The sequence below is a fragment of the Aeromonas sp. QDB23 genome (assembly GCF_027707745.1).
Taxonomy (GTDB): domain Bacteria; phylum Pseudomonadota; class Gammaproteobacteria; order Enterobacterales; family Aeromonadaceae; genus Aeromonas; species Aeromonas allosaccharophila.
On record NZ_JAPCJA010000018.1, the window covers coordinates 40,152 to 57,157 of the forward strand.

Genomic DNA, 17,006 nt, shown 5'->3' on the forward strand with positions numbered 1-17,006 from the left:
AATTGGTTATCCAAAGTGGCGATTTATTGATTATAAATTATCTAATCGCCTTGTTCTAATGGCTTGGCAAGGGGGGCGCCTCCCTCCTCAGAACCGGAACAAGGAGCCATATCATGTCTACCCAACGCTATCTCTTTTTGATCAAGGGCACGCTGGTGCTGGCCCAGCCATTGGCGGCCCCGGAGACGGGGGAGCTGCTCGCCAGCCTGTTGCAACAGGGGTTTGTGGTCGGCCCCTTGCAAGTGTGGGCTGGCAGTGCCGAGCAGGCGCTGGCCTGTTATGAGCGTGCCGCCCAGCAGCAGGCGTTTGCCGATGCGCTCTCTGGTGCTGCGCCCGAGCTGGCCGGGGTGCCTGTATGAATGCAGACATGAGCCACATCACCTTGTCGGTATCCGCCCTGCTGCTCGATATGGACGGCACTCTGGTCTGCTCGACCGGTGATGTGGAGAAGGTGTGGCGGCTCTGGTGCCAGCATCATCAGCTGGCCCCCGAGCCAGTGCTGGCGATGTGCCACGGCATGCGCTCACGGGAGGTGATCCGGGCGTTGGCGCCGCAACTGGATGTGGCGCGGGAAGCGGCGCGGCTTGACGAGCTGGAGATGGAACATACCGGCGGCGATGCCATCGCGGGCGCTGGCCAGCTGCTGCGCCGCCTGCCGCCCCGGTGCTGGGCCATCGTGACCTCCGCCAGCCAGCGGGTTGCTCGCCATCGCCTGAGTTGTGCCGGTTTGCCGCTGCCCAACCTGCTGGTGGGGGCCGAAGCGGTGACCAAGGGTAAACCCGATCCCGAACCCTATCTGCTGGGGGCTGCACGGCTTGGCGTCGCGCCCGCTCGCTGTCTGGTGTTCGAGGATGCACCGGCTGGTATCGAGAGCGCCCTGCGTGCTGGCTGCGCCGTGGTGCAGGTAGGAGGCGATGCGCCGCTCAATCCGGCGGTGGTGGCGGTGATCCGCGACTGGCGCGAGGTGAAGATGATGTTGGGGGAAGGCGAATCCCTGCTGGTGACGTTACCCGCTTGAGCGCCTAAGAGAATGTGCAGCGGCCACATATTGCGGCATGAGCCAGCGCAATCAGCACCGCCTGTCGCAATAAAAACGCCCCCGAACTGCGGGGGCGTTTTGCTATCTGGCGATTACTTGAAGACGCGGAAGCGGGTGGCGTCGTCGATAAAGGTCTTGTCGCCGGCCGCTTGCTTGATGCTGCCAAAGGGCATCTGGGCGCGTAGCAGCCAGCTGGCGGGCAGGTTCCACTCCTTACGTACCGCCTCGTCGATGAGGGGGTTGTAGTGCTGCAGGGAGGCACCGATCTTTTCCTGAGCCAGCGTCGTCCAGACCGCAAACTGGGCGATGCCGGTGGCATGTTCCGACCAGACGGGGAAGTTGTCGGCATAGAGGGCGAATTTTTGCTGCAGATCCTTGATGACGTCGGTGTCCTCGAAGAACAACACGGTGCCAAAGCCTGCGCGGAAGCTGCCATCCACCTTGGCTTCACTCTGGGCATAGGCTTCCGGCGGCACGATCTTTTTCAGCTCGGCTTTGACGATATCCCACAGCTTGTGGTGCTGGGCGCCAAACAGGATGACGGCGCGGGAGCTCTGGGAGTTGAAGGAGGAGGGGCTGTGCCTGATGGCATCCTGGATCAGGGCCGTCAGCTGCTCCGGCGTATGGGAGACCTGATCACCCAGGGCATAGATGGTACGACGTGCTTTGATCTGCTCGATAAACGGACTGCTCATAACATCTCCTTTGCTTGATAGTCACCGGGCGCCAGCCTTGTGGCCAGCCATCCCCTGTTGTTCAAGCTATAGACTATACCACCCGATTATCTTCCGGGCGTTTACATGCAGTGGGTTCACTTTCAACCGGGGGTAAAAAACCGTCTGCAGGCGACCGGATTGATCGCCTGCAGATGGAGCCGGGTTAGCTGAACAGCAGGTAGGAGAGGGTCATGCAGCAGATGATGCCCGAGATGATGGGCACCGAGGTGCGCTTGATGATCTCGATGGGGTTGCTGCCGGTGATCGAGGCGATGACGATGATCACCGCGGCGACCGGCGACATGGAGCGGATCAGGTTGGCGGTGAGCTGCATCGGCAGGGCCACCGCGACGCTGTTGACCCCGACCTTCTCGGTGATCTCGGGAATGATGTTGATAAAGGAGTAGAAGACCGCCAGCCCGCTGCCGCTGATAAAGCCGATCAGCGCCGCCGTGCCGGAGAAGAAGAACATCAGGATCGAGCCGACCCCGTCGATGTGCTTCACGCTATCCACCAGAGTATCGATGATGCCGATGGCTTTGAGCCCCTCCACCAGCATGCTGGCCGCCACGATGAGCGACACCACCTGAGCCAGGCCGGTCCCCATACCGGTGAAGAAGATGGCGAACTCCTTGCTGGTCTCCTTGATATTGCCTTTGCGCAGCAGCTCCACCCCTATGGTGAGCAGCAGGCAGACGAAGGTGATCTCCACCAGACCGAGGGAGATATGGGTGAAGCAGATGCCGAACAGCAGTACCAGCACCAGTGGCAGCACCGGAAAGAGGCCGTAGTAGGCGGGCGGCAAGCCGGTGGGCACGGCGAGCGACTCCTCTTTTTCCTCCAGTCCACCGCGCGCCTGCTGCCGCTTGTCCATCGCCTTTTGCCAGAAGTAGTGCACCACCGCCATCAACGCCAGCGTCGGCAGCGAGATGGGAGCGTGGTAGGAGACGATGTACTCCACCAGCGGGATCCCCAGCTTCTGGGCGGCTAGCACGTTATCGGCCCCCAGCGGGCTGGGCATGATGGTGGCAGTGGTGGCAATGACGGCCCCCGCGGTGAGGGAGGACATGTTCGACGCCTTGAGCACCGGATAGAGGGTCGCCATCAGCAACACCGCCAGACTGGCTGCGCTTGGCACCACCAGCGAGAGCAAGTTGCCCAGCAGGAAAATCACCGGCACCAGCAGATAGGGGGAGCGGATGCGGCTCAAGGGGCGGGTCAGCAGCATGACGGTGACATCGTTGGCGCCGATGTGGCTCATGTAGCTGGAGAAGCCGAACAGCACCATGATGGTGAGGCCGACATTGCCCATCTGGCTGATGAAGATCTGCTTGATCTGGACGAAGGGATCAAGCCAGCTGAGGCCGCTGCTCTGCGCCACAGGCAGCAGGGGGTGGCCGAGTCCGACGGCGGCAAACATCAGCAGCAGCCCAGCGCCAAACAGCACTATCTTGGCATCGTAGTTTTTGGCGATGAGATAGCCGCAGATGACCAGGATCAGGGTGCTGACAATTATTTCCAGCATGTTTCCAACACTCTCTTCTTGATGTGAATGGGCCAGCGGGCTGGCGGTTCGGGATCAGATGGCGCGGGCAAGGGTCTCCATGCACCAGGCCCTGAATCCGGGCACGTCGATATCGAGACACACCTCGGCGTTGGGCGGTCGCTTGAGCCGGTTGTTGATATCCACCGAGGTGGTGCCGAGGGTGTGTTCACCCCGGGTCTCGATGGCCACATGGCAGGCCCGGGTGATAAAGAGGTCGGGGCGTACCAGATAGGCGATGGCGCAGAGATCGTGCATCTTGAGTCCGGTCTGCATGCTGCCACCGCGATAGTGGCCGAACAGGGCGTGGAGCATGGCGCCGGTGCGGTTGAGGGCGGGCAGCGCCGCAATCATCTCGCCGGTCAGGGTGGCCCGGCTGGTGACATCGAGCCCGCACATCACGATGGGCAGACCGCTGCTGAAGACGATGTGGGCCGCCTCGGGATCCACGTAGATATTGAACTCGGCATTGGGGGTGTGATTGCCCCGACCGGCCGAGCCGCCCATCAGCACGATCCGCGCGATCTTCTCCCGACACTCGGGGTGCAGGGTGAGCAGCAGGGCGATATTGGTCAGCGGCCCGATGGGCACCAGCGTCATGGGTTGTTCGCTGGCGAGCAGGGTGGCCTTCATGGCTTCGACGGCATGCATTGGCTGCGGCTGTTGCCCGGGCTCGGCAAACTCGTAACCATCGAGGCCGGAATGGCCGTGGATATGGCTGGCATTGTCGAGGGGGCGCACGAGGGGTTGGCTGGCCCCCTGTGCCACCGGCACTTCTTGGCCGAAAAAGTGCAGCAGGCGCAGGGCGTTGCGGGTGGTCTTGCTGACATCGACATTGCCGGCGACCGTGGTGATGAGCGCCAGCTCGATCCCGGGATGAAACAGGGCGGCGGCGATGGCAACGGCATCATCGATGCCGGGGTCGGTATCCAGAATAATGGCGACAGGGTTCACGCTGTTCTCCTCGGTGTTAATCGGCTTGGCGGGCATCGGCGTCGGGCCAGCAGCAGATGAAGGGGTCGACAATCTCGCGGGTCAGGCCATCGGTGAGGCCGAGATCGGTCAGATGGGGCCCCGCATTGCAGGCAAGACAGGTTCCCTCGATGGCCTTGAAGACACGGTAGGGGGGCTCCCACTCCACCACCTTGCCGCTCACTTCGCGCAGGGCGTGGAAGCTGGCGGCCAGCTCGCTGGCTGGCAGGTCGGAGAGCATGCCGGCGATGGGCATGGCAACGTGGGCCAGCACCTCACCCTGCTGGACGACTGCCATGCCGCCCCCGCTGGCGATCAGGGTATTGGCGGCCAGCATCATCTCTTGCGGGTCGCGCCCCAGCACCACCAGATTGTGGGAGTCGTGGGAGTAGCTGGTGGCGATGGCCCCCTGCAGCTCGCCCCACCCCTCCAGTAGTGCCAGCCGGGTGCCTGCCTGATGGCGGCCGTGACGGTGTTGCACCGAGATAAGGCTAAATCCCGCTGGCACGATCACCTGACCATCCCGAACCTCAACCTCGGTTTCACTCCACTGGGTGAAGCGAGCCCCTTTGATGGTCTTGAAGCGGGCACGACCCGCAGTCAGCCCGGGTACCCGGATGATGAACTCCTCCCGCGTGCGCAGGGGGATCTGCATGGTATCGCGCGGCGCCTGACAACCTGCGACAGGCTCGGAGGGGCTGAGAATGGCGCCATGGCGGGCGACCCGCTGGCCACCGCTGTAGACCCAGACCGGGTTGAGATCGGTGAGGTTGTCGAACACCACCAGATCGGCGCAGCGGCCGGCGGCAACCAGCCCCAGATCGTTGCGCTGCAGCCGGATGGCGGCATTGAGGGTGGCCATCCGCAGCACGTCGGGCACCGCCAGCCCCAGCTCAGCCAGCAGCTTGACCAGCGCAATCATGCCCCCCTTCTCCAGCAGCATGTCGGGCGGCACATCGTCGGTACAGAGGGTGATTTGGGAGGAGAGGTGGGGCAGCTGTTTCAGCGCCGCGACGATCTCCGGCAGCAGATAGGGGTGGGAGCCGCGCAACTGGAGGGTGAGCCCGGCCCGCAGCTTTTCCAGCGCATCGGCAGCCGAGGTGAGTTCGTGATCCGAGCTGACTCCGGCGGCCAGATAGGCTTGCAGCCGGTGACCACACAAGCCCCGGGCGTGCCCCTCAATCAGGGCATTGCGCTGCAAACCGGCGTGCAGGATGCCGGTCATCCGCTCGCTGCCGCCCAGCACCCCCTGCATGTCCATCACTTCGGCGATACCCGCCACCTCCGGCCACTCCAGCATGGTGGCCATCTCGGGGCCGTGGAAGTCGGCGCCCGACATCTCGAGACCCGGGGTGGAAGGAACGCTGGACGGCGCGGCGCAGATGACCCGCAGCGGCAGGTTGCGGCTGGCGTCGATGGCATAGCGTACCCCCGCCAGCCCGAGCACATTGGCCAGCTCGTGGGGATCCCAGAAGATGGTGGTGGTGCCCTGCGCAACCACCACATCGGCGTAGCGCTCTGGCGTCAGGTGGGAGCTCTCCACATGGACATGGCTGTCGATAAGACCGGGCGAGAGATAGGCACCGGCCAGATCGTGGGTCTCGCGCGCCTGCTGGAAGGTGCCGATCGGATGAACGCTGGCGATCAGCGGGCCGACCAGCCCCACGTCGGCGGGGCGGATCTCGCCGGTCACCATGTCGATCAGGTTGGCATTGGTCAGCAGCAGATCGAAGGGCGCTTCGCCGAGGGCAGCCTGTACGGCGCGGCGGCGCAATTCAAGGGAAGCATCTTGTTCACACATGGGCAGAGGGGGCCTGACAAGGGGAATAATGGGCACACTTTAGGGAGGGGATTGGCCCGTGCATAGCGCAAAGAATTTATAACTGGATAAGAAAGGGTTATGCTGCTGCAAACGTTTTTCTCCGGTTGTTGCTTCCATGTCCGAACCCTGGCGCCGTCTGCCTGCGCTCTCTCTCAAACAGATCCAGTATTTTGTCACCCTGGCCCAGCTGCGCCACTTCACCGAAACGGCCAATCAGATGGCCATCAGCCAGCCCGCCCTGAGCAGTGCCCTGCGCCAGATTGAATCTGTGCTTGGCGGCAAACTGTTTCACCGCACCGCGCAGGCGGTCACCCTGACCGAACAGGGGGAGGCGATCCTGCCTCACGCCAAGGGGCTGCTCAATGTGGCCCATGCCGCTTTTGCCGATATGCAGCAGGTGATGGTCGAAGGGGGCGATGGCACCCTGCGCATCGGTCTGATCCCGTCGGCCTGCACCCTGATGTTTCCGCTGGCGGCCGCCCGTCTGCAGCAGCAGTTCCCGGGCTTGCGGGTCGAGTTTCAGGATCACACCAACGACGGTCTGTTGCAGGCGCTGGCCGAGGGGTCTCTGGATGCAGGGATTGGCGTGCTGGATGGCGAGTTGCCCGATTCGCTGGAGGTGACGCCGCTGCTGGACGATGCGCTGGTGGCGGTGATCAACCGGCAAGATCCGCTGGCAACGGAGGATGTCATCAGTTGGCAGGAGCTGACCCGCCGCGACATCTCCCTTTTTGCCAGAGGCAACGTCAGCCGACAGGTCAACGGACTGGCGCAGAGCCAGTTGCCCGGGCTCAAGCCCAGATACACCACAGATTATGTCGAGACGCTTTACGGCTTGGTGCGCTCAGGGTTGGCAGTTGCTATCCTGCCCGGACTCTATGCCGCGAACCAGCGCGATCCCCAGCTGAAAGTCGTGGCGCTGCACGAGCCAGTGCTGAGTCGCACGTTGGCGCTGATGTGGGCGAAAGGGCTCTCCCGCTCAGCCCGTATTGATGAGGGGCGAACGCTGCTGCGCACGACCATCATCGAACAATTGGCCAGCCAGGGTTTGTGATGTTTTGGCCCCAGGGCCTGTGCTGGTGACAGGAGCTGTCCGATCGCCAGTGGTCGGGGTGGGGCTGCGACAGTCTCCCCGCCCTGCCGAGGGACGTGCCATTGCTGTGAAATGGAAATTTTCTTGTGGTTATTCAAGCGATTGAATTCGAGCTTGCCAGTCACGCCTGTTGCCGGGCTTCAACTGAGAGTCTATTTGCCGCCAGCCCCCCACTGGCTTGCTGCCTGCCGGTTTGTATAGTGCAGAGGAAATTAATCAGGTTTGACAGGAGTATCCATGGAGATGAATACGCGTGGCATCGGCGCTCTGGCTCTGCTGGGGGCGTTACTGCTGGGCAGTACGGCGGCCCACGGTTCGGAAACCCTCAACACCATTCTCGGTGGCGGGGCGGGTGGGGTGGCGGGCACCATGATCGGCAAGGAGCTGGGGGGTGATACCGGCGCGCTGGTGGGGGCTGCGTTGGGCGGCGCTGCCGGTGGCGCGGCGACGGCCAACAAGGGCAACAAGAATGAAGCGGCCCTTGGCGGCGCGGTGGGGGCGCTGGGTGGTGCCGCCATCGGCAAGAGTGTCGGCGGCGATACCGGTCAACTGATCGGCGCCGGGGTCGGCGGGGCGGGTGGTTCGGCCATCGGCGCCAAAACCGGCGATGGTCACAAGAGTCAGGATCGCTATTACGATGACGACGATGATCATCACCATCACAAACACCACAAGAAGCACAAAAAGCATAAGAAGCACAGGTGGCACGACGACGATTGATGCGTGCGCAGTGAATGTGGAAGATGCAAAGCGGGGCCTGTTGGCCCCGTTTTGCATGGTGTGGTCACTCGATTTTGCGGTTACCCGATCGCGCGGTCACACCAGCCGGTGCTGGCGGCGACCGGCGGCAAAGGCGTTGATGTTGTCGATCAGCTGATCGGCGAGACGCTGCATCGACTCCTCACTGGCCCACGCCACATGAGGGGTCAGAATGAAGTGGGGGTATTGCAGCGCCTTCATCAAGGGATGGTCGGGGGGCGGCGGCTCGACGCTCGCCACATCGAAACCGGCGCCGCCGAGCCGACCGTTGGCCAGCGCTTGCAGCAGCGCCTCCTCATCCACCAGCCCGCCCCGGCCGACGTTGATCAGCAGGGCGCCCGGTTTCATCAGATCCAGCTCCCGCTCGCCAATCAGGTTGCGGGTGTAGGGGGTAAGCGGGCAGTGCAGGCTGATGACGTCCGAACTTTGCAGCAACTCGTCGAGGGGCAACCGATCCTCGTCGTGGCTGGTGCCGACCTGACTCTGGGCGTAGCGCACCGTCATCCCCATCCCTTTGGCCCGCTCGCCGAGCGCCTGACCGAGCGTCCCCTTGCCGATGATGCCGAGCTGCTTGCCATGCAGATCCATGATGTTGTGGTCGAAGAAGCAGAACTGGCCACTCTGTTGCCAGCGCCCCTCCAGCAGCGACTGGCGCCAGCAGAAAAGGTTGCGCGACAGGGCCAGCATCAGCGCCATGGCGTGCTCCGGCACCGAGGGGCCCGAGTAGTTGCGGATGTTGCACACCCCGACGTTGGCGGCGCGGCACGCCTCCAGATCCACGTTGTCGCTGCCGGTGGCGGCCAGCGCAATGAGTTTGAGCTCCGGCAGCTGGGCCAGCTCGGCGGCGCCGATCCGCACCTTGTTGATGATGGCGATGCGGGCATCTTTGAGCCGCTCCACCACCTGTTCCGGGGCGGTACGCGGATAGCTCTGCCAGTGATGGGGGAAGTCGGGGTGATGCAGGGTGATGCCCGCATCCAGGGTATCGCTGTCGAGAAATACGATTTGCTGCATGGACCTTCCTGCCATTGTTCAGGTTCGAGGAGCCATGATGCCAAACAGGATGCAGTCAGGGCCAGCTCGCCGCTGTGCCAGAGCGGCGCTTTATCCGGCAGATGTGAGCTGGCGCGCGCTTTGTTGCGCCACGGTGGCGGCCGGTTTAGAGCCAGCCCAGATGGTTGAGCCAGCCCTGAATGCGGGTGGGGGTCTCCTCCAGTTCCATCAGGGCGTAGGGGCGATAGTTGAGCTTGTGGCTGCGGCGGCTCTCGCTTTTGCGGGCCTCGGCGGCCTGCAGGGGCCAGCGGCCGCCATCCTCCTGATAGAGATCCAGGGTGGGGATGGCCGCCTGAGCCACCTGTTTGGCCAGGGTCTGGTTGCTCTGCTGGTTGGGGAAGAAGCCGTCGAGCAGCACCAGCGCATCGGGGGCGGGCAACTGTTCGCTGGCGATGAGGTTGGCAGTCCAGGCGGCGCCGGTACCTTGCGCCAGGATCAGCTTGAAGCCGCCTTCCTGCAGCTTGGCATCGGCCAGCTTGCTGATCCGTTCGGCAAACTGCTTGCGAAATTCATCGCTGTTTTTCGCTTTTTTCTCGGCGGCAGGATCGAGTTCGGTCTGCTGGGGGGAGGGCAGTAGCAGCAGGGTATCAAAGCCCAGCTGGCCGAGGGCGCGGGTCAGTTGCCACAGCTGGCCGCTGTGCTGCCAGTCGGGCAGCAAAATGGCCAGTCCCAGATAGTTTTCACTGTCGTGTTTGGCGAACAATACCGTCTGCTTGTCGATCCGGGTGGCATCGGGCAGCCCTTTCCAGTCGCCGGCTTGCCAGTAGTCGAGGGGCAGTGGCTCGGCCACGGGGGGCGTGACCTCGCTCGCCTCTGCCCCATGGCCAGCCAGCAAGGTCAATAACAGCAGTGATAAGGATAATCTGGCCATAGTGTGCTCCCCCGGTTATCTGGGTTAGCGGCGGCAGCGGGGTTTTCTTGAGAGGAGGTTCCCCCGGCAGGGGGAGCCTCGTGCCGTTCGGGGGAGGTTGCGTGCTGCCCTATCGGTGTCGGAGTGAAGAGAGAGCGGTCAGCTGCCTGTCGTGCAGGCGCGAGAGCAACAACTGGGCGGCCACGGCGCCGATCAGGGCGAAGAACATATCGGATTGGGTATCCCAGGGGTCTCCCTGGGTGCCGAGAAACTCGTCGGCTCCCTGACCCAGCGCCAGTGCCGCTCCCCACTCGATAAATTCATAGGTGGCGCTGATGGCGAGCACCACGCAGACCACCAGAAACGCCAGCATGCGGCCTCCTTGTACATATCCGCCGCGCAGCAGGATCTCCCGACAGGCCAGGGCGGGCACAAACCCCTGAAAGAAGTGACCAATCTTGTCATAAGGGTTGCGGCCAAGTTCCAACCACTGTTGCAGCTCGAAACCGAGTGGCACGCGGGCATAGGTATAGGCGCCTCCCAGCATCAAGACCATGGCATGGAGGAAGATGCAGAGATAGAGCAGGCTGGTGAGGGGAAATGAGCGATGGGTCAGCAGCAGCAATGGGATGATGATGATCACCGGCGCGACCTCCATCAGCCAGGTTGCCCTGTCATAAGGCTGCCAGCCCGAGAGCGCCAGCAGGAGCAAGGTGGCCAGCAGCAAGAGGATTTTGGTGGTCAATGTCATATGGGGTATCACTCGGGCAAGAGTTGGCATGCATGGCACCATTTAGCCATGTTGATGTACAGAATACAGCTGCCGGGATAACCCATCATAAAAAAAGCGAGCCGGTGGCTCGCTTTCTTCATTCAACGCATTGCGGTCAATTAGTTGACGCGACGCTTGAATTCGCCGGTGCGGCTGTCGATTTCGATCTTGTCACCGATCTCTACGAAGGCGGCAACAGCCAGCTCGTAGGTAGTGCCTTTCAGACGGGCAGGCTTGGTCACTTTACCAGAGGTGTCGCCACGGGCAGCCGGCTCGGTGTACTCAACTTCGCGCACGATAGTGGTCGGCAGTTCTACGGAGATGGCTTTCTCGTTGTAGAAAGTCACTTCGCAGATGTCTTCCATGCCGTCTACCAGGTAGTTCAGCACGTCACCCAGGTTGTCTTTCTCTACGTCGTACTGGTTGTACTCGGTGTCCATAAAGACATACAGGGGATCGGAGAAGTAGGAGTAGGTGCACTCTTTACGTTCCAGCTGAACTACGTCCAGCTTGTCGTCGGCCTTGAAGACGGTCTCGGTCGCGCTGCCGTTCAGCAGGCCCTTCAGCTTCATTTTGACCACGGCGGAGTTACGGCCGGATTTGTTGAATTCAGCCTTCTGAACCACCATCGGCTCGGTGCCGATCATGACTACGTTACCAGCGCGGATTTCCTGTGCGGTTTTCATGTAAAAAATTCCTGTTCGTGAAACGGACGGATAAAAACTGCCAGATTATATACGGCTTTCTAAAAATTTCACCAACCGCGTGACGAGATCCCCATCCCGGAGCAACTTCTGTGACCAGCTTCGCCCATGTTGCTGCCAAATGGCGCTATATCGGGACCATTGGGCCCAAAGTTCGCGGCAATCTTCGCCACGATTGAGGGCCAGATTGAACCGGCGCAGCCATTGAGCACATTCGGCGGGCAGATCAGCAAGATAGTGGTCGAGGAACTGCTCCAGCTTGACCAGATGGGCTTCCTCCTCCTGCTGGTAGATGTGCCAGAGGAAAGGTCGGGCTGCCCACTGGGCCCGCACGAAGGAGTCCTCCCCGCGCACCAGATTGAGATCGCAGCTCCACAGCAGCCGATCGTAGCCAGCCTGATCGGTCATCGGCAGCAACTTGATGGTGAGGTTGCCCGAGTGGAGCAGATCCCCCGCCTTGGCGGTGGTGATGGTGCCTTCAAGGCCTGCGCCGCGCAACACATCCTGCAGCGAGCGCCCCAGCGGCAGCAGCAGGGTGATCGGTGTAGCGCTCTGGCACCAGCTCTCGACCAGAGTTACCAGCGCATCGCTTTCGTAGGTAAAGAGGCTGACCCGCAGCTCGTGCTCTTGTTTTGGCGACAAACCGAGGCTGGCCCAGTAGGCGGCAAGGCCTGCCTTATCCTGCTGCCACTGCTCCCGCTCGGCGATGAGGTCGTGCTCGCACAGGAGACCGCCAGTTTTGGCGGTAAAACCCGGAAAGAAGAAGTATTTGTTGAGGATCTGGTTGCCCACTCGCTGGGGCGAGGCGAGGGCGTGGCAATCCTCGACCCAGCTCTCCGCCGAGAGGTACTCCAGATTGATCCAGCAGGATGGCTTGGGTTGGCTCGCCATCTGCTCGGCCATTCGTTCAATGAAGGGGGCTGGCAGCTCGCAGGCAAAGGCCTCGATCACCACGGTGGCCGGTGTGGCATCGGCAGGCAGGATCTCGTGCCAGTGCTGGATATAGATGCCCTCGACCCACTGGCCATCTTGCGCCGGATCCAGTCCCGGACAGATGCGGGCAAAACTGGCCAGATCGTCCACCCAGAGCCGCACCTGAACCTCATTGCCGTGGGTGGGGATCTTCCCCTCCCGCTTCAGCTGGCGAGCGAGCCGCCAGGTGACGCCGATGTCACCGAAGTTGTCGACGACGCAACAGAAGATATCCCAGTCAAACGGGGGCAGAGGGCTGGTCATGTCTCGGGGTTCCAGATGAAAAAAAACCGGTGCGCAGGGTAGCACACCGGTTGGCTGGCTTCTAACCGTCAGCGTGTGACGGCGGTCTGTGGCAGGTTACTCCTTGCCGTAGACGTTGTTCTCTTGCTCGCGCCCCCGGATAAAGGTGGTGTGTGCTTTGTTGAGCTCTTTAAGCTGGCGGTAAAGCAGATCAACCAAGTTTACTCCTTGCCGTAGACGTTGTTTTCTTGCTCACGTACCCGGATAAAGGTGGTGTGTGCTTTGTTGAGCTCTTTAAGCTGGCGGCAAAGCAGATAAACCAGGTTTACTCCTTGCCGTAGACGTTGTTCTCTTGCTCACGTACCCGGATAAAGGTGGTGCGCTTGGTCAGCTCTTTCAGCTGGCTGGCACCGACGTAGGTACAGGTGGAGCGCACCCCGCCCAGAATGTCGCGCACCGCGTTCTCGACCGGGCCGCGATAGGGCAGCAGCACCATCTTGCCTTCGGAAGCGCGATACTCGGCAACGCCACCGGCGTGCTTGTCCATGGCGCTGGAGGAGCTCATGCCGTAGAACTTCATGAAGGGCTCGCCGTTCACATCAACGATCTCGCCACCGCACTCCTCGTGAGCTGCCAGCATGCCGCCCAGCATCACGAAGTCGGCGCCGCCGCCGAACGCTTTGGCGACGTCACCCGGGCAGGTGCAGCCGCCGTCACCGACGATCTGGCCACCGAGACCGTGGGCCGCATCGGCACACTCGATGATGGCTGAGAGCTGCGGATAGCCCACACCGGTCTTGACGCGAGTGGTGCAGACCGAGCCCGGGCCGATGCCGACCTTGACGATGTCGGCGCCGGAGAGGATCAGCTCTTCCACCATCTCGCCGGTCACCACGTTGCCCGCCAGAATGACGTGGTTGGGGCAGGCGTCACGGATTTTGCGCACGAACTCGACGAAGTGCTCGGAGTAGCCGTTGGCCACGTCAACGCAGATGAAGCGCAGTGCTTCGGACATGGCGAGGATCTGGCGGGTCTTGGTGAAGTCCTCGGGCGAGGTGCCGGTCGATACCATCACATGGCCCAGCAGGGCCGGATCGGTTTCGTTGACGAAGGTTTGCCACTGCTCAAGGCTGTAGTGTTTGTGGACTGCGGTCATCATCTCGAAGCCAGCCAGGGTTCTGGCCATGGCGAAGCTGCCGACGGTATCCATGTTGGCGGCGATAACGGGAACGCCTTGCCATTGAGTCTGGGTGTGCTTGAAGGTGAACTGACGGGTCAGGCTGACTTGGGAACGGCTCTTGAGAGTAGAGCGCTTGGGGCGGAACAGGACATCCTTGAAACCGAGCTTCAAGTCTTCTTCGATACGCATTACAAATTCCTTATTGAGCCTTGTTGAAAGTCACTTTTGCAGTGGCAAATTTTCGGCAGGCGCAAAAAAACCGGTGGTTTTCAGGCCCTCCGGTTTACAACAGTGTAGGCAAAAATCCCTCCAGAACAAGACTGATAATTCACTCACTGTTGTGGTAGCCTTTGGCGTCACAACCTGAGGTTAACCACCAGTTTCATCCAGCACCGCTCGGTGCCTTGCTCCCCGTCGATATTCCCGCCCGCTTGGACCGCCGTCTTGCCACTCTTTGTCGCCTCTCTCCTGATCCGCCCGGCATTATCCAACTCACTGAAATAAATCGGATTGACCCCCGAGGCGACTGTGGTAGATCTGGGCGCAGGATTGACAAGGCAGGACCGTAAAATGGGCAAGATGATGGTGGGAATGACCCTGATGGTGGCACTGTGTGGCAATGCACTGGCAGAGACCCCGACCAGCTATGGCTGGATTGAGAAGGGACTTATTTTGCCCACCGGCGTGGCGGTGAAGATGAAACTCGACACCGGCGCACTCACCTCTTCCCTCGATGCTCGCTCCATCACCAGATTCAAACGGGATGGCAAGCCATGGGTGCGCTTCATGCTGGTGGTGACCGATGCCGACAGCGGCAAACTGGTCAAACAGCAGTTCGAGCGGCGGGTCGAGCGCAGCGTGACGGTGCGCGGGGCTGGCGGCATGGAGCAGCGGCCCACGGTGACCATGTCCATCTGTCTGGGGGACAAGGTGTATGAGGAGTGGTTCACCCTGCGGGATCGCAGCAAGATGATCTATCCGGTGCTGCTGGGCCGCCGCCTGCTGGCCGAGCTGGGCCCGGTGGACTCCAGTCGAACCTTTACCGTACAGCCAGCTTGTCATTGAAAGCAAACAGCCCGCATCGCGGGCTGTTTGCTTATCGCTTATCTTGCCGGCGGCAGCGGGAGTAAAACGCTCACCTCCAGCCCCCCTTCCGGCCGGTTGTGGACATCGAGATCGGCGCCGTGCAGCTGGGCGATGCGCGAGACGATGGCCATGCCGAGGCCGACGCCATCCCCCTGCTGGGGATTGACCCGAAAGAAGCGTTCACACAGCCGGGGCAAGGCGCTGGCGGGAATGCCGGGGCCGTTGTCGCTCACATCCACCCTCACCCGGTTGCCCTCCCGCTGAACCCGTACCTTGATCTCGCCCTCCGGCTGGGTGTAGCGCAGCGCATTGTCGATGAGATTACTGAACAGCAAGTCGAGCAGGGTGGCCTGCCCCATCACCAGCAGCGGCAATTCACACTCAAGCGACAGCTGCTGATCCTTTTTGAGGGCAATGGGAGCCAGCGTCGCGAGGGTGCCTTGCAGCAGGTGACCCACCTCCAGTTCGGTTAATACCAGCCCCTGCTGGTTATCAATACGGGCCTGGGTCAACAGTTGGCGGATCAGCCGATCGCTGCGATCGAGGGCCTGCAGCATCTTGTGCAGGGACTGTTGGCGGCTGGCGTCATCATCGGCTGCAAGGGCATTTTCACTGTGGATGCGCAGCACCGCCAGCGGGGTGCGCAGCTCGTGGGCCGCCTCGTTGGTGAACTGTTTCTCCCGCTCTATGGTCTCCGCCAGCGCCAGCATCAACCGGTTGATCTCGTTGGTGAGCGGGGTCAGCTCCTGAGCGCTTACCTTGAGGCTGAGCGGGCTCAGGTTGGCGGGATGGCGTTCGCTGATGGCTTGGGCCAGCTGGCGCAGGGGGGCCAGCCCGCGGGTGATGAGCCACCAGAGCAGGGCCAGCAGGAAGGGCAGGGTGATCAGCAGCGGCAGCATGGTGAGGGTGGCCATCTTGCTGGCCAGTTCGCTGCGCTCGTCATCCCGCTCCGCCACCACCAGCCAGGTCTGCTCCTGCTGGTTGTAGAGGGTGAAGGTGCGCCACTGGTGGCGATCTTTTTCGACCGTGTCGAAGCCGATGGCCAGGGTGACCAGTGGCTGCTCCGGGGCGCTGGGGGCGCGCAGCAGCAGGCCGCCCTTTTCATCGAGCAGCTGGAAGTAGAGATTGCGCTCGAACTCGTGGCCGTAGGGGGTGATCTCCCGATCCTCGCCGGTCAGGTTGAGGCCGGGATCTTTTTGCCACTCATCGGGATTTTGCGCCTCCCACTCCTGATAGACGGCGCCATTGGCGGGCAGCTGCCCCTGCTGAGCCATGTAGCGGGCCAGCAGCTGGTTGGTGATGCGGGCCGACTGGGCGAGGCGGGCATCAAACAGCTCCTCCATCTCGTGACTCGCCTCCATGTAGCCAATAAAGGCGCTGATGGTGAGACTCAGGCTCACCATCGTCAGGATACCGGTGAGCAGAAAGCGGCGGATGGAGCGGGGACGTTTCATCGTGCGGGTGTCCGGCTTGGCTGTTCGAGCTGGGGAATGATGTAGCCGACCCCGCGAATATTGCGGATGAGGTCGCTGTAGAACTTCTTGCGCAGATGGTGGATATGCACCTCTACCGCGTTGCTCTCGGCCCCCTCGTCCCAGCCGTAGAGGCTCTGTTGCAGCTGATCCTTGCTCAGCACCCGGCCGCTCTGGCTGATCAGCTCCTGCAGCAGCTTGTATTCATGGGGGGTGAGTTTGACCGCCTCCCCCTGATAGGTGACCTGCTGGGATTCGGGATAGATGAGGATATCGCCATACTCCAGCACCGCTTGGGCCTGCCCCTTGCTGCGGCGAACCAGGGCGCGCAGGCGGGCGTTGAGTTCCTGCAGGGCGAAGGGCTTGACCATGTAGTCGTCAGAACCGGCATCGAGGCCGATCACCCGATCGTCCAGCGCATCGCGGGCGGTGAGGATCAGCACCGGCAGCTGGTGGCCCTCCCGGCGCAGCTTGCGCAGCAGGCTGAGGCCATCGATGTCGGGCAGGTTGAGATCGAGGATCAGGGCGGCGAACTCGTCGCTCTTTAGGGCCGTCAGGGCGGGCAATCCCTGTTGCAGCCAGTCCACCGTGTAGCCGCTATGGCGCAGTGCATCCTGCATACCATCCCCCAGCATCACATCATCTTCTACCAGCAGGATCCGCATTCTTTTCTCCCTGTTTGTTGGGTGTCGCGATGTGGCTCAGCGCCAGGGCTTGCCGTGGCATAAAC

At 62.0% G+C, this 17,006-nt stretch carries 17 protein-coding genes; 5 read left to right on the forward strand and 12 right to left on the reverse strand.

What is annotated here, in order from left to right:
- Window positions 1-113 precede the first annotated feature (113 nt).
- Window positions 114-359, forward strand: coding sequence for a hypothetical protein (locus tag PG888_RS10080; protein WP_270693332.1), 246 nt, complete (start codon window positions 114-116; stop codon window positions 357-359).
- Between the two features lie 8 nt (window positions 360-367).
- Window positions 368-1,018 (forward strand): HAD-IA family hydrolase, encoded by a 651-nt coding sequence (locus tag PG888_RS10085; RefSeq protein WP_270693349.1) that lies wholly within the window; start codon window positions 368-370, stop codon window positions 1,016-1,018.
- Window positions 1,019-1,131: 113 nt separating this feature from the next.
- On the opposite strand, the gene PG888_RS10090 is transcribed toward PG888_RS10085, so the two are convergent.
- From PG888_RS10090 to PG888_RS10105, 4 genes are all read right to left on the reverse strand, one after another.
- Window positions 1,132-1,734, reverse strand: a complete 603-nt coding sequence (locus PG888_RS10090; RefSeq protein ID WP_270693333.1) for a nitroreductase family protein — start codon at window positions 1,732-1,734, stop codon at window positions 1,132-1,134.
- Window positions 1,735-1,918: 184 nt separating this feature from the next.
- A complete protein-coding gene (gene dcuC / locus PG888_RS10095) occupies window positions 1,919-3,280 on the reverse strand; it encodes a C4-dicarboxylate transporter DcuC (RefSeq protein WP_270693334.1) in 1,362 nt (453 codons plus the stop codon).
- Between the two features lie 54 nt (window positions 3,281-3,334).
- Window positions 3,335-4,252: a ribonucleoside hydrolase RihC gene (gene rihC / locus PG888_RS10100; RefSeq protein WP_333563457.1), complete on the reverse strand. Its 918-nt coding sequence runs from the start codon at window positions 4,250-4,252 to the stop codon at window positions 3,335-3,337.
- A gap of 16 nt (window positions 4,253-4,268) precedes the next feature.
- Complete coding sequence (locus PG888_RS10105) at window positions 4,269-6,071, reverse strand: adenine deaminase (protein ID WP_270693336.1); 1,803 nt, start codon at window positions 6,069-6,071, stop codon at window positions 4,269-4,271.
- Window positions 6,072-6,207: 136 nt separating this feature from the next.
- On the opposite strand from PG888_RS10105, the gene PG888_RS10110 reads away from it, so the two are divergent.
- Together PG888_RS10110 and PG888_RS10115 are read left to right on the forward strand one after the other, a co-directional pair.
- Entirely contained in the window at window positions 6,208-7,146 is a 939-nt protein-coding gene (locus tag PG888_RS10110) for a LysR family transcriptional regulator (protein ID WP_270693337.1), read from the forward strand.
- A gap of 276 nt (window positions 7,147-7,422) precedes the next feature.
- Window positions 7,423-7,905: a YMGG-like glycine zipper-containing protein gene (locus PG888_RS10115; protein WP_075112260.1), complete on the forward strand. Its 483-nt coding sequence runs from the start codon at window positions 7,423-7,425 to the stop codon at window positions 7,903-7,905.
- 96 nt (window positions 7,906-8,001) lie between these two features.
- Here the strand turns inward: PG888_RS10115 and PG888_RS10120 are convergent, their stop codons facing one another.
- From PG888_RS10120 to PG888_RS10145, 6 genes are all read right to left on the reverse strand, one after another.
- Complete coding sequence (locus tag PG888_RS10120) at window positions 8,002-8,958, reverse strand: D-2-hydroxyacid dehydrogenase (RefSeq protein WP_270693338.1); 957 nt, start codon at window positions 8,956-8,958, stop codon at window positions 8,002-8,004.
- Window positions 8,959-9,103: 145 nt separating this feature from the next.
- On the reverse strand, window positions 9,104-9,868 hold the full coding sequence (locus PG888_RS10125; protein ID WP_270693339.1) for a DUF3530 family protein: 765 nt from the start codon (window positions 9,866-9,868) through the stop codon (window positions 9,104-9,106).
- Window positions 9,869-9,977: 109 nt separating this feature from the next.
- Complete coding sequence (locus tag PG888_RS10130) at window positions 9,978-10,598, reverse strand: DUF2238 domain-containing protein (protein ID WP_270693340.1); 621 nt, start codon at window positions 10,596-10,598, stop codon at window positions 9,978-9,980.
- A 140-nt stretch (window positions 10,599-10,738) separates the two neighbouring features.
- Window positions 10,739-11,305 (reverse strand): elongation factor P, encoded by a 567-nt coding sequence (gene efp, locus PG888_RS10135; RefSeq protein ID WP_033137526.1) that lies wholly within the window; start codon window positions 11,303-11,305, stop codon window positions 10,739-10,741.
- A gap of 45 nt (window positions 11,306-11,350) precedes the next feature.
- Entirely contained in the window at window positions 11,351-12,559 is a 1,209-nt protein-coding gene (gene earP, locus PG888_RS10140) for an elongation factor P maturation arginine rhamnosyltransferase EarP (RefSeq protein ID WP_270693341.1), read from the reverse strand.
- A gap of 304 nt (window positions 12,560-12,863) precedes the next feature.
- Window positions 12,864-13,907: a GMP reductase gene (locus PG888_RS10145; protein WP_270693342.1), complete on the reverse strand. Its 1,044-nt coding sequence runs from the start codon at window positions 13,905-13,907 to the stop codon at window positions 12,864-12,866.
- Between the two features lie 381 nt (window positions 13,908-14,288).
- On the opposite strand from PG888_RS10145, the gene rloA3 reads away from it, so the two are divergent.
- Window positions 14,289-14,783 carry a retropepsin-like aspartic peptidase RloA3 gene (gene rloA3 / locus PG888_RS10150; protein WP_270693343.1) on the forward strand — a complete coding sequence of 165 codons (495 nt, stop codon included), beginning with the start codon at window positions 14,289-14,291 and terminating at the stop codon, window positions 14,781-14,783.
- A gap of 38 nt (window positions 14,784-14,821) precedes the next feature.
- Here rloA3 and PG888_RS10155 read toward each other — a convergent pair whose 3' ends face one another.
- Together PG888_RS10155 and PG888_RS10160 are read right to left on the reverse strand one after the other, a co-directional pair.
- Window positions 14,822-16,258 carry an ATP-binding protein gene (locus tag PG888_RS10155; protein ID WP_270693344.1) on the reverse strand — a complete coding sequence of 479 codons (1,437 nt, stop codon included), beginning with the start codon at window positions 16,256-16,258 and terminating at the stop codon, window positions 14,822-14,824.
- A complete protein-coding gene (locus PG888_RS10160; protein WP_058053600.1) occupies window positions 16,255-16,941 on the reverse strand; it encodes a response regulator in 687 nt (228 codons plus the stop codon). The genes PG888_RS10155 and PG888_RS10160 overlap by 4 nt, the downstream gene beginning before the upstream one ends.
- Window positions 16,942-17,006: the final 65 nt, after the last annotated feature.

Coding starts and splice junctions, on each gene's coding strand:
- PG888_RS10080 (WP_270693332.1), top strand. CDS start 114: ATGTCTACCCAACGCTATCTCTTTTTGATCAAGGGCACGCTGGTGCTG.
- PG888_RS10085 (WP_270693349.1), top strand. CDS start 368: ATGAGCCACATCACCTTGTCGGTATCCGCCCTGCTGCTCGATATGGAC.
- PG888_RS10090 (WP_270693333.1), bottom strand. CDS start 1,734: ATGAGCAGTCCGTTTATCGAGCAGATCAAAGCACGTCGTACCATCTAT.
- dcuC (WP_270693334.1), bottom strand. CDS start 3,280: ATGCTGGAAATAATTGTCAGCACCCTGATCCTGGTCATCTGCGGCTAT.
- PG888_RS10105 (WP_270693336.1), bottom strand. CDS start 6,071: ATGTGTGAACAAGATGCTTCCCTTGAATTGCGCCGCCGCGCCGTACAG.
- PG888_RS10110 (WP_270693337.1), top strand. CDS start 6,208: ATGTCCGAACCCTGGCGCCGTCTGCCTGCGCTCTCTCTCAAACAGATC.
- PG888_RS10115 (WP_075112260.1), top strand. CDS start 7,423: ATGGAGATGAATACGCGTGGCATCGGCGCTCTGGCTCTGCTGGGGGCG.
- PG888_RS10120 (WP_270693338.1), bottom strand. CDS start 8,958: ATGCAGCAAATCGTATTTCTCGACAGCGATACCCTGGATGCGGGCATC.
- PG888_RS10125 (WP_270693339.1), bottom strand. CDS start 9,868: ATGGCCAGATTATCCTTATCACTGCTGTTATTGACCTTGCTGGCTGGC.
- PG888_RS10130 (WP_270693340.1), bottom strand. CDS start 10,598: ATGACATTGACCACCAAAATCCTCTTGCTGCTGGCCACCTTGCTCCTG.
- efp (WP_033137526.1), bottom strand. CDS start 11,305: ATGAAAACCGCACAGGAAATCCGCGCTGGTAACGTAGTCATGATCGGC.
- earP (WP_270693341.1), bottom strand. CDS start 12,559: ATGACCAGCCCTCTGCCCCCGTTTGACTGGGATATCTTCTGTTGCGTC.
- PG888_RS10145 (WP_270693342.1), bottom strand. CDS start 13,907: ATGCGTATCGAAGAAGACTTGAAGCTCGGTTTCAAGGATGTCCTGTTC.
- rloA3 (WP_270693343.1), top strand. CDS start 14,289: ATGGGCAAGATGATGGTGGGAATGACCCTGATGGTGGCACTGTGTGGC.
- PG888_RS10155 (WP_270693344.1), bottom strand. CDS start 16,258: ATGAAACGTCCCCGCTCCATCCGCCGCTTTCTGCTCACCGGTATCCTG.
- PG888_RS10160 (WP_058053600.1), bottom strand. CDS start 16,941: ATGCGGATCCTGCTGGTAGAAGATGATGTGATGCTGGGGGATGGTATG.